At 43.5% G+C, this 12,196-nt stretch carries 11 protein-coding genes; 6 read left to right on the forward strand and 5 right to left on the reverse strand.

Features of this window, described 5'->3' with window-relative positions; genetic code table 11:
• Nucleotides 1-46: 46 nt before the first annotated feature.
• Complete coding sequence (gene acnA, locus PCRYO_RS12225) at nt 47-2,854, reverse strand: aconitate hydratase AcnA (protein WP_011514689.1); 2,808 nt, start codon at nt 2,852-2,854, stop codon at nt 47-49.
• A 411-nt stretch (nt 2,855-3,265) separates the two neighbouring features.
• The gene (locus PCRYO_RS12230; RefSeq protein ID WP_011514690.1) at nt 3,266-4,321 is read right to left on the reverse strand and encodes a DUF3025 domain-containing protein; all 1,056 of its coding nucleotides are present in this window, start codon (nt 4,319-4,321) and stop codon (nt 3,266-3,268) included.
• 114 nt (nt 4,322-4,435) lie between these two features.
• Here PCRYO_RS12230 and PCRYO_RS12235 point away from each other — a divergent pair, with 114 nt between their 5' ends.
• Nucleotides 4,436-5,152, forward strand: a complete 717-nt coding sequence (locus PCRYO_RS12235) for a metal-dependent hydrolase (RefSeq protein ID WP_011514691.1) — start codon at nt 4,436-4,438, stop codon at nt 5,150-5,152.
• 42 nt (nt 5,153-5,194) lie between these two features.
• Nucleotides 5,195-5,758, forward strand: a complete 564-nt coding sequence (locus tag PCRYO_RS12240; protein ID WP_011514692.1) for a YchJ family protein — start codon at nt 5,195-5,197, stop codon at nt 5,756-5,758.
• Between the two features lie 23 nt (nt 5,759-5,781).
• On the opposite strand, the gene PCRYO_RS12245 is transcribed toward PCRYO_RS12240, so the two are convergent.
• Genes PCRYO_RS12245 through PCRYO_RS12255 form a run of 3 tightly spaced genes read right to left on the reverse strand, consistent with a single transcriptional unit; the run spans nt 5,782 to nt 8,178 of the window.
• The gene (locus PCRYO_RS12245) at nt 5,782-6,705 is read right to left on the reverse strand and encodes a class II glutamine amidotransferase (RefSeq protein WP_011514693.1); all 924 of its coding nucleotides are present in this window, start codon (nt 6,703-6,705) and stop codon (nt 5,782-5,784) included.
• The gene (locus tag PCRYO_RS12250) at nt 6,706-6,966 is read right to left on the reverse strand and encodes a hypothetical protein (RefSeq protein ID WP_011514694.1); all 261 of its coding nucleotides are present in this window, start codon (nt 6,964-6,966) and stop codon (nt 6,706-6,708) included. It lies immediately after the preceding gene.
• A gap of 42 nt (nt 6,967-7,008) precedes the next feature.
• Nucleotides 7,009-8,178, reverse strand: coding sequence for a homoserine kinase (locus tag PCRYO_RS12255; RefSeq protein ID WP_011514695.1), 1,170 nt, complete (start codon nt 8,176-8,178; stop codon nt 7,009-7,011).
• 179 nt (nt 8,179-8,357) lie between these two features.
• Between PCRYO_RS12255 and hisF the strand changes: the two genes are divergently transcribed.
• From hisF to thiL, 4 genes are all read left to right on the forward strand, one after another.
• The gene (gene hisF, locus PCRYO_RS12260) at nt 8,358-9,140 is read left to right on the forward strand and encodes an imidazole glycerol phosphate synthase subunit HisF (protein WP_011514696.1); all 783 of its coding nucleotides are present in this window, start codon (nt 8,358-8,360) and stop codon (nt 9,138-9,140) included.
• Nucleotides 9,141-9,345: 205 nt separating this feature from the next.
• Nucleotides 9,346-9,867 (forward strand): 6,7-dimethyl-8-ribityllumazine synthase, encoded by a 522-nt coding sequence (gene ribE, locus PCRYO_RS12265; RefSeq protein ID WP_011514697.1) that lies wholly within the window; start codon nt 9,346-9,348, stop codon nt 9,865-9,867.
• A gap of 230 nt (nt 9,868-10,097) precedes the next feature.
• Nucleotides 10,098-11,159: a transcription antitermination factor NusB gene (gene nusB / locus PCRYO_RS13000; RefSeq protein ID WP_226939315.1), complete on the forward strand. Its 1,062-nt coding sequence runs from the start codon at nt 10,098-10,100 to the stop codon at nt 11,157-11,159.
• 2 nt (nt 11,160-11,161) lie between these two features.
• Nucleotides 11,162-12,196 carry a thiamine-phosphate kinase gene (thiL, locus tag PCRYO_RS12275; RefSeq protein ID WP_011514699.1) on the forward strand — a complete coding sequence of 345 codons (1,035 nt, stop codon included), beginning with the start codon at nt 11,162-11,164 and terminating at the stop codon, nt 12,194-12,196.

A 12,196-nucleotide genomic window follows, 5' to 3' on the forward strand; every position in this document is an offset into this window, starting at 1 on the left:
CCAATCATATGATTGGGCTCTTTACCATACTAGGTCTAATAAATGACTATGCTGCGTCTTTACTCTCAGCAGCTAACTGACGTAGCACATAGTGCAATACACCGCCATGACGCACATACTCGCGCTCTTTTGGCGTCTGTAACATGACATTGACGTCAAAGCTCTCAGTTGAGCTATCGGCACGTGTGGCCGTAACTTTGGCTGTTTTGCTTTCGCCATTATCTAGACCTGTGATACTAAGGACTTCAGAACCATCTAGATTATAGGTCGCTGCATTTTCACCGTCTTTAAAAGTCAATGGCAAAACACCCATACCGACTAGATTTGAGCGGTGAATACGCTCAAACGAGCTGGTCAGTACCGCTTTCACGCCGAGTAGAATCGTTCCCTTCGCGGCCCAGTCACGGCTAGAGCCAGAGCCATATTCTGCACCGCCAAGTACCACGAGCGGACGTTTATCTTCTTTATACTTCATCGCCGCATCATAGATAGCCATTTCTTGACCATCTTGTAACGTGGCGCTATCGCCATTGAAGTAATAGGTATAACCGCCCTCTTTGCCAGCCATCATGGCGTTTTTGATACGGATATTGGCAAAGGTACCACGAGTCATGACCGCATCATTACCACGGCGTGAGCCATAACTGTTGAAGTCAGCTTCCATCACACCACGCCCTTGCAAGTACTTACCCGCAGGAGAATCAGCATCGATATTACCAGCTGGTGAGATATGATCGGTGGTGATTGAATCACCGAACAACCCTAAGATACGCGCGCCTTCGATATCAGGGATACCTTCCGGCTCCATGGTCATGCCATCGAAGAACGGTGGGTTCTTAATGTACGTAGACTCTTCGCTCCATGGATACAGCTGGCTATCGGCTGAGCTAATGGCGTTCCATGCTGCACTACCGTCAAACACTTCGCCATAGTTTTTACGGAACATATCCGCGTCGATATTATTGGCAATTAGCTCGTTAATTTCTTCTGACGTTGGCCAGATGTCTTTTAGGAATACATCATTGCCTTCTTGGTCTTGTCCTAGCGGATGCGTGGTCAAGTCAATATCGACAGTACCTGCTAGGGCATAAGCAACAACCAATGGCGGTGACGCCAAGTAGCTGGCTTTTACATGTGAGTGAATACGACCTTCAAAGTTACGGTTACCTGATAGTACAGCAGCGGCAACCAAATCACCTTCTTCGATAGCCCCTTCAATCGCCCCTAATAACGGACCTGAGTTACCGATACAAGTGGTACAGCCATAACCAACTAGGTAGAAGCCTATTTTCTCTAGCTCATCCATCAATTCGGCTTTTTCAAGGTAATCAGTTACTACTTTTGACCCTGGAGCCAGTGAAGTTTTAACCCATGGTTTAGCCGTTAGACCTTTTGCAGCGGCTTTTTTCGCAACCAAACCTGCGCCAATCATCACTGCTGGGTTTGAGGTATTGGTACAAGAAGTAATTGCCGCGATAACGACAGAACCATCACGCAATCTATACTCTTCATCTTCGATTTTGACCGTGCAATAAGTACTGCCTTCCGCGCAAAAAGGATTAGGTTTTGCCGCGAGCGTTTTTGCTTGCTCTTGCTTACCGCCTTCTTCATCGAAGCGAACCTTGGCTTCAACTTCTTTCTTACGGTCTTTGGTCATCGCCGTCAAGGTTTCGCCAAATTTTTCATGCATATCAGATAGATTAATACGCTGTTGTGGCAAGTTCGGACCAGCAAGTGCGGGCTGTACTGATGATAAATCCAATTCCAACTTACTTGAGTAGGTCGCTGCTGGCGTATCTGCATCATGCCATAAGCCTTGTGCCTTGGCATATTTTTCAACCAACTCGATTTGTGCTTCATCACGACCTGATAGACGTAGATAATCAATCGCCATTTGGTCAATCGGGAAAATACCGCACGTTGCACCATATTCTGGTGACATATTGGCAATGGTGGCACGATCTGCAAGTGGCATACTGTGTAAGCCTTCGCCATAAAATTCGACGAACTTACCAACCACGCCATGCGCACGCAGCATCTCAACGACGCGTAACACTAAATCCGTTGCAGTAACGCCTTCGGTTAACTTACCTTTTAGCTCAAAACCAACCACTTGTGGGATGAGCATTGATGATGGCTGACCAAGCATTGCCGCTTCCGCTTCAATACCGCCCACGCCCCAACCAAGTACACCAATACCATTAATCATAGTAGTGTGACTGTCAGTACCAAATACCGTATCAGGATAAGCGGTCAGCTCACCGTCGACATCTGCAGCCATTACCACACGGGCCAAGTACTCTAAGTTGACCTGATGCACAATACCTGTGGCTGGTGGCACGACAACGAAGTTTTTAAAGGCATTCTTGCCCCAATGCAGAAATTCATAGCGCTCATTATTACGCTTAAACTCAATCTTTTCGTTAAGATCTATGGCATCTTCGCGGCCATAAGCATCGACTTGTACTGAGTGATCGACGACCAATTCACTTGGGATAAACGGGTTAATTTGCTCAGCTTTGCCGCCAAGCTCAACGACGGCATCGCGCATCGCTGCCAAATCGACTACTGATGGCACACCAGTGAAATCTTGCAGGACAACACGGGCTGGCATAAAGGCTATTTCTTTTGACGCTTCTGCGCCTGCATCCCAATTGGCGACCGCTTCGATGTGGTTTTTGCCAACAGACTGCCCGTCATCTTCATTACGCAATAAGTTTTCTAAAACGACTTTCATGCAAAATGGTAACTTGCTGATGTTTTCGTAAGTCTCAGTTAGCTTGGGTAGACTATAATAGGTATGGTCCTTGCTATCGACCGTAATAGTGTCTTTTACATTAAAAATATCACTCATGGTAGCTTCCTTATCGTTGTTATAGATCCTGAACATAAATAACTCTTGAACTAATATGACTATCAATCAATAAGCATTTATGCTGATAATTGGTGGCTAAATAATAGTGGTTAAATTTTTACTAAATGAATTTAATGGCTAACTTTAGTAGCTGTTATTAACAACTCAAATGAATGACTCATAAGAGTTGCTAAGAAAAATAGACCGCTGTATTTTTATACTAACAAAATCTTAGGTAACAAAAGACATAAGCATATCTTTAGTATTTAACAGTAACGTCCTTTTACCATAACAAATAACCTGAGCTTTGTTAACGTCTAGACGTAGTCAAATCGTGGCACAATCGTAAACGTAACAATGCTTTAGCGGTTAAGCATTAACGGTTAACTCGTAAGGTATTCCCTTATCTTTTTATTTTTGACGGCGACCACTGCGAAACACTTGGCTATCATCATAAAAGTTAGGCTTGGCATTTTCAGCCCAAAAATGCGGCACACCCAAAATAGGCAATGGAGACAGTTTGCGCGGTGTCACATCCGGTTGTGATAATAACGCCTCCATACAATCAGCTACTTTCTGATCCAAATGACTAATACGCTCAGATAGCGATAAGGCAAAAAAATCTGGCGTCACATAAATAACAATACTATGGGCGCATAATGCTTTACGTGGTTGTAGCAGTTTTTCTATTAAGGCATGACCAAAAATATAAACTGCAGCTTGAGAGGCGCTATTTAGCGCTTTTGGTTTATCCCACTGCTCACGCGGTTCTACCAAACTTTTTTGCCAGTCAAAATCCACTAATGCCTCACCAATACTAGGCTCTGCTGTCACTAAAATCGCGCCGTTCTCATCAAATACGGTAATGGTATCGCGGACACGCCCGCGACTGGCACCAATACCTTGTTGTTCGATTTCAAGCATATGATAATAATTAAGCAAGGCTTTGGTCTTTGGAAAGGTTAGCCAAATGCTGCCGTTAAATAAATCATGCAAATTATTACGGGTCGGAATATTACCAGTCGTACCGATAAAACTCTCGTATGCTTCGCCTGCTGGCAACGCATTTTGTGAGACAAATCGTAAGGTTTGGGCTTGATTATTTAGTGCAGGTTTGGTTTGCGATAATGACTGCTGTAGGTCATCAGCCTGTTGCTGCAATGCTGTATTTAAAACCTTGGCGATAATATCAGGCGTATTCTCAATTATATCTGTCTGAGCAGGCTCATTTTTTAAGCCACTTAGCTGAGTAATGGCGTGACTTATATAGCCTAACTGGTTTAAGTGACACAGCCATGGCGCGTGCCAGTCAATAACAACAAAGCTGTCATCAAGCCTGCTATTACCTGCAGACGGGTTATTAATAGAAGCTTCAACAGATGCATTAACAGATGCATTAACAGGCACATCGAAAGGAGCGTTATAAAGATTGGTATTAGGCTTAGCAGGTAAATCAGTAGCGGTCATGTTCACTATCTCTATTAGACGACTGGCGTGGCTATGGTATCATGGAGCGCTTTTTTACGGCTAGACAAGCCGCTCGAAATGACGTTTTCGTGCGCTACTTATTGATGAGTTTTTATGGCAAATTTTAACACCCACTTAAATGTCGCATTCATGGTCAGTGGTACGATGAGTCTAACGGTTTATAAAGCTGGCTTGATTGATGATTCAGGTTTTTTGATGTGTGTGGCGCTCGGTACCATCGGTGGGTTGCTACCTGATTTAGATTCAGATAACTCGACGCCGATTAAACTTGGCTTTAATATTACCTCGTTTATTTTTGCCTTTGGTCTGGTGATGCATTGGCGTAGTGAGCTGAGTTTACTGGCGCTGATAGCATTATGGTTGGCCGGCTACGGCTTTATGCGTTATGTGGTATTTTCGGTTTTTACCAATATGACCGTGCATCGCGGTGTCATTCACTCGGTGCCCTATATGGCGATAATGGGGCTTGGAATGACCTATATCAGCTACGATATTTTAAACTTACCGTTGACGGTTAGCTGGTTTTACGGCTTGTTTTTATTTGGCGGCGCGATAGTGCATTTGGCATTAGATGAGTTATATAGTGTGAATTTATCCAATATGAAAATGAAGCGCTCATCGGGTACGGCGATGAAGTTCTATCAGCATAAAGACAAATGGTGGTATCTGCTACTGTACGTCATGCTTGTGCTCTTGGTATATTTTGCGCCACCATTTGATGAATTTTGGCAGCAGCTACGTGACCCCGCACCTTGGGCAAAGCTTAAAATCGGTCTATGGCCAGAATTGATAAAAAACTGGCTAAATTAAAACTTATGAAGCTATCAAAACGAATAATAACTTGAGTAAATAATGTCAATTTCTCTACAGACCTGCCCTTGCCAAATGAACCCGTCATCGGATGACATTAGCGCGCCGCTACTTTATCAAGATTGCTGCCAGCCTTACCATGACAGTTTATTGAGCGAAGAAACTGATAAAGCTGACGGCATAAAAACTGAAACTGCTGAACGCCTCATGCGCACGCGCTATAGTGCGTTTGTGTTGGTCAAGCCAAACTATATCGTCAAGACTACACTACCCGCGCAGCAAAATTTACTAGATATTCAGGCGATTGAGAGTTGGGCAAAAGAGACGAACTGGGCAGGATTGGAAATCGTCGCGCACACGCCAAAGCTAGGTAAACGTCATGCGCAAGTTGAATTTAAGGCTTACTTTAATGTCTCTGATAATGAAAATGATGGCTTGCAGGCGCATCATGAATTGTCTGCCTTTGTAAAAGTAACAGACAAAACGAACAACAATGCGCAGTGGTACTTTTTAGATCCAACAGTAGAAATGACTATAACCCAAAAACAGCCGTGTATTTGCGGTTCGGGTGAGAAATTTAAGCGTTGTTGTGGAATGTATATTTAATTAACATCCACTATTCACCACTCCTAAACACTCGCCCCAACTGCCCGTGCTACCGCAACGCCTTCCTCAATCGTCAAAAACTTGCGCTGGCTTGGGCTGTCTTTATAAATGACATCCCCATCTTGAAATATTAAGCACTCATTGACTGCCAACTGTTGCCATTTTTCATTTTCAGTCAATGGCACAGTCACTAAGATAGTCACTTTATCTTTATCAGTGGTCACATCACCAAAGTTAATCGCCAAATCATCATCTGCTAATTTCGCTTCACCAAATGGTGCTTTGCGCGTGAGATAAAACAGTAAACTGCCTGCATAAGCCAATTGCCATTGACCATTCGATATCAAGCAATTAAACAAACCGTTAGCGGATAAATAACGACATTGAGTCGTCAAAAAGTTAAACAGCGTTTTGTCATCCGGACGAGTTTTAAAGCTACTTTTCAGCCGATTGACCAGATAACAGAATGCCATTTCAGAATCAGTTGTGCCGACTGGTTGGCAATGTGAGGCATTACCATTGTCTTGCAGGCGCTGGCAGCGTTTAATAAATTCGCTATTCATCTGTCCGTTGTGCGCAAATACCCACTGCTCGCCCCAGACTTCACGGACAAAAGGATGGGTATTCGCCAAACAATTCTGACCTTGGGTGGCTTTACGAATATGTGCGATAACATTCATCGCTTTAATTGGATAATTATTAACCAAATCAGCAACGGGTGATAAATGGCTTGGGCGATTGTCATGGAATAAGCGTAGACCAGTCGAGGCATTGTCCGACTTTTCACTATTAGAGCTGTCACTATTAGTGCATTCGCTACGCTCAAAAAAAGCAATACCAAAACCATCCTCATGACTGTCTGTCATGCCGCCGCGACGACGGAAGCCTGCAAAGCTAAAACCAATATCGGTTGGCGTATTACAGTTCATACCTAAAAGTTGACACATTTATAGAGTACCGCCGTTATCGTCGTCTGTTTCAGGCAAGCTTGCCGCATCCTTATCAATACTATCCAAAATGCGTTTGGCATGCACCAAATCGGTATCTTGTACCCAAAGCACGATGCCAGAATTCATGCCAGGCATCGCACTCAGCGGTTGTAGAGAAACAGTAATATCATTATTACGCAGCAAATTGGCATGTAACTCACCTTGGATATTGGTATCGTAGCGTGCCAGTTTGTGCCAGTTATCAACTTGATCGGTCATGAGGTCGCCTTTATATTTGTGATACAAGAATGCTTAAAAAAATTATACTAATTGATCGAGCGTATATTCTTTAATAATAAAATCGCTGCTATTACCTAAACTATCACATGTTTGCTCAGCTTGCGTAATACTGCTAAACACACCAGCTATCGGCTTTTCGATCTTATTATTAATAGCTAACAGTACAAATACCGTATTTTGTGCTTTTTCAACATGTGACCAATGATAAGCGGCTAGACGCTTCATTAAGTCAGGGTTTTTGACCATGATGTTATCACCGGTACGACCTTCGGTACGGTTATAATGAATGACGTTGAGACGTAATAGCCAAAAAATCACCGCAGCTTTTGCGAGCATCACTGGTAGTGCACGCTTTTCATCTTCACCGAGCATGCGTTTCGACTCATAGCCTTGCAAAAAAGCCGCCATTTTACTGCGGTCAAAATTCACCGACTCGCCTTGTTCAGCCATACCCCATGTGGTACAAAAATCATTAATCGTAATGGCAATATCCATCACATAATGTTCAACGCTGACTTCGGTGAAATCTAATAACCCAGTCAGATGCGCTTCACCTTTTTGACTGTTATTTAAAGATAAGTTCCATAAAGTATTATCAGCAAACATGTCTAAATGACATAAGCCTTTTGGCAAAGTGGCAAGTGGCAAGTCCGTATAAGATTGCCAAATATCACTCATCAGCTTGGCTTCATCAGCTGGCATAAACTGCTTTTCACGGTCGCGTACCTCGCTCCATGGATATAAAGGCACGCCATATTCTTCCGCAGGCTGTAGCTGTTGTAGCGTTTCATGCAATACTGCCAAAGACGCGCCAATTTCATGACACATCGCTTGCGTCGTCTGCTGTGGATGCGAGCCTGCCAAACATGGCACTAGCGTAATAGCTTTGTTGTCATAACGTATGACATAACATTTTTCTGCGCTATCAACCAATGATAATGGCGCCGCTACCGGCAATTTACCATCTAATTGGTTTAAGATAACCGCCATTTTTTCGATGTCTTCTGGTGGACGCTCTTCAAACAAGGTAAACACATAAGAATGTGCGCCATCTACATCGTCAGTCGTCTGAATAAACCAGTTAGAGTTTTTGATACCTTGGGTAATCGGAATGGCACGGGCGAACGATACGCCAAAACGTTGGCAAAAGGTAGCAAATTGGTCATCGGTTAACTGGGTATAGACGGACATGACATCTCACTTATGGCAATTAAAAGAAGGTAAATAGATACGGTAATGACAATGATTGTACCGTGCATGAGCAAACTTTGGTTAAAAGCATAATAATCTTGCGAAAACCTGCCTGAGATGGCAGTGATTTTGCTAGACTAGCGCTTATAGAATGAATTGATTATAAGGTGAAAGACCCTATGTTAGCAAAGCGTATCATCCCTTGTTTGGACGTTGATAATGGGCGCGTGGTCAAAGGCGTACAATTTGTCGATATCAAAGATGCAGGTGACCCTGTCGAGGTAGCGAAACGCTACAATGAACAAGGCGCCGATGAGATTACTTTTTTGGACATTACTGCGACCAATGACGAGCGTGACACCACTTACCATACGGTAGAACGTATGGCGGAAACGGTATTTGTGCCATTAACTGTCGGCGGCGGCGTGCGTAAAATTGCCGATATTCGTAATTTGCTCAATGCAGGCGCGGATAAAGTAGCGATCAATTCTGCTGCGGTATTTACCCCTGAGTTCGTCGGTGAAGCCTCGCAGAAATTCGGCAATCAATGTATCGTCGTTGCTATCGATGCCAAGCGCGTTGCTGATATCGAGGTTGATGGCATTATCATGCCGCGTTGGGAAATATTTACCCACGGCGGTCGTAAGCCAACGGGCATTGATGCCGTCGCTTGGGCAAGCAAAATGGCTGAGCTTGGCGCCGGTGAATTATTGGTAACTTCTATGGATGGCGATGGCACCAAAAAAGGCTACGATTTGGCATTAATGAAGCAAATTACCAGTCGTGTAAATGTACCAGTTATCGCGTCAGGTGGCGTCGGTAATTTACAGCATTTAGCCGAAGGCGTATTAGAAGGCGGCGTCGATGCCGTCCTTGCTGCCAGTATTTTTCACTTTGGTGAGTATACCGTTCAAGAAGCCAAAGCATATATGGCAGCGCAAGGTATACAAATGCGTTTGTAAGACGTTGGTAAAATACAAATATAGTAGAAAAAAATGTTATCATAGCGCTAACTGCTTATTATCATTTGGTTTTCGTTCATTTTACTGCCTATTTATCTGCTCACTAGCCAATTAAATAAGCGATTTGAACCTAGCAATATATTTAGATTCCTAATACTTAGATTCTTATACTTCTATTAATAGCCTATTCGGCAAAGGATTTTTTATGTCAAATTTACAACAGCAACGCAATGACGTGACCCATATTGATGGCAATTTACATCAAAACGAGGACGTGCGTATCGGTATCGTCGTCGGTCGTTTTAATGGTTTTGTCGTTGAGTCATTGGTTGATGGTGCGATTGATGCGTTGCTTCGTCATGGCGTATTGGGCAGTAACATCACTGTGATTCGTGTGCCGGGTGCTTTCGAGTTGCCATTGGTTGCACAGCGTGCTGCTGAGTCTGATCGCTTTGACGCTATCGTTGCTTTGGGTGCGATTATCCGTGGTAGCACGCCGCATTTTGACTTTGTCGCAAGCGAATCTGCTAAAGGTTTAAGCAGTGTTGCCATTGACTATAATATTCCAGTAGCAAACGGCGTATTGACTACTGACAGCATCGAGCAAGCGATTGAGCGTGCTGGTACTAAAGCTGGTAATAAAGGTTCAGAAGCAGCGATGGTTGTACTAGAAATGCTTGCTGTGTTATCACAGTTAGACATTGATGATGGCAGCGAAGACGCTTAATTGCACTCACTGTTAGCCGCATTTATGAGTATAAAATTATTATTTATTGTTTGAAACGGGGCTATGGTTATAACGATAGCCCTTAGCACTTTACAATAGCATTAGCATTAATATTTTAAATGATTATCGAACATCCATCTCCAAGACTGACTAGCAACATTTGCTAGTCGACCACTATTTAACATTTTATTTTTAAACTTATTATCTCAAAAACTAGGTATAGACCCCTTATGACTGACCAACTCAAGCGCGCTATTAGCGCTGCACAAACCGCACAAGTTAATGACCAACAAGCTGAAGCCACGCGCATCGCGAGCAGCAGTGCGGGCGATCAAACCTTTGATATGAGTGAGTCTTCTTATAAGACCAGTCACACTGCTATTCGTAAGGCACGCCGCTTTGCTATGCAAGGTCTATATGAATGGCTGGTTACTGACCGCCGTTTTGATATCGATGGCAAGCTTGGTTGGAAAGCCAATGCCCCGCACGATATTGCTGCTCGTACACGCGCGACTAATGCCATGCATACTGTACATATTGGCTACTATCATGAAATGATGCGTGATATCCCAGAGCAGATTGATGCCTTAGATGCGCTTATTAGCCAGCATCTAGATCGTGAAATCAATAAACTCGATACGGTTGAACATGCCATTCTTTTGGTTGGCGCTTACGAGCTACAAAATCGTTTAGAAATTCCGTACAAAGTGGTACTTGATGAAGCGATGAAGCTAAACAATCACTTTGGTGCTACGGATGCACATAAACTGATTAATGCCGTCTTAGATAGAATGGCAGTTGAGCTACGTGCTCCCGAAGTAGACGCAGATAGTAAAGCCAATCTTCGCACCTCACAAAAAGCAGCAGCTAAGCCTGTTACTAAAGCGGATAAAAAAACAGATATCAATGCTAATAATAGCGATATCGAAGAAAAACCAATAGCATCAAATAAACCACGTATCAGTGCTAATAATGCCAGTGTTAAACGCAATAGTGTCAGTAAAGCTTTGGCAAATATTACTGATTACAAAGCTAGTAAGCAGAACGATACTCAAAATACGGTTGAGGAAATTATTATTAAGCCGACTAGCATCGAAACAGTCATCGTTGATAAAGTAGACGAGATTGCCGTTAGTGCCGAAAACATTGCCAATGATCAGCCAGTAGAAGAAAACATCGCTGCTAGCAATGACAAAGTTACAGCAGAGGTCGAATTACTTGACTCGAATAGCGCTAATTTTGATACAAAAAGTGCTGAATTAAATGATGCTGATGAAAAAAGCCAAGACTAGCCATGAATGAATTTGAGCTGATTGAGCGCATATTTTCACAGATGCAAGCCACGCAGTCATCATCTAACGCTGTCGAAAAGGGCATCGGTGATGATGCGGCTGTGATGGCATTGCCACAAGGCGCGCGCTTAGTCAGCTGTATTGACACACTCGTTCAAGGTCGTCACTTTAGTGCTGATTGGGAACAGGTGAATAAACTGGCATTTGCTATTGGTTATAAAGCGGTAGCCGTTAACGTCTCTGATATAGCGGCTATGGGTGCTACCCCGCATAGCATTTTACTAGCATTAGCATTACCTCAGCGCCTTGCTAATAGTCAGTGGCTGACTGAGTTTGCCAAAGGTTTATTTCATGCTTGCCAGTTATTTGGTGTGACTTTGATAGGCGGTGATACGACCCGTAATGATAGCTTAGTGTTAAGTGTCAGTGCCCAAGGGCTGATTGCCGCAGATACTCCCGCTGTCTATCGCTCAGGTGCGCAAGTCGGTGATAAAATTTATGTGTCAGGTACACTTGGTGATGCCGCTTATGCCTTACAGCACCCTGATAATGCTATCGGTATTGAACTTGCGCATCGACTTCATATGCCAACACCACGTATTAGCTTAGGTGCAGCACTAGCACAAATCGGTGCAACGTCAATGATAGATATCTCTGATGGTCTTTATCAAGATCTTGGTCATATCTGCGAGCAAAGCGGCATCGCTATGAGACTTAATTTGGAAGCTCTTCCTACCAGTAACCCTTTAGCTAGTATCGATGTATCTGAGCGGCTATTGTGTCAATTAACTGGTGGCGATGATTATGAGTTGGCTTTTACCTTACCTCCCCATATCGAGCCATCTTCTTGTACCGACGTTAATACGCCTGTGACTTACATTGGTAATGTGATTGCATTGGCGAGTGATAGAAATACAGATAATGCGGCGCATACACGTCCTGAACTTTATTATCAAGATCAGCCAGTGACACCCACCCATCCCTCACCGTTTATTACTTGGCCCAATCTTACGGGTTACCAACATTTTGCAGGTTAA

This window comes from Psychrobacter cryohalolentis K5 (assembly GCF_000013905.1).
GTDB lineage: Bacteria > Pseudomonadota > Gammaproteobacteria > Pseudomonadales > Moraxellaceae > Psychrobacter > Psychrobacter cryohalolentis.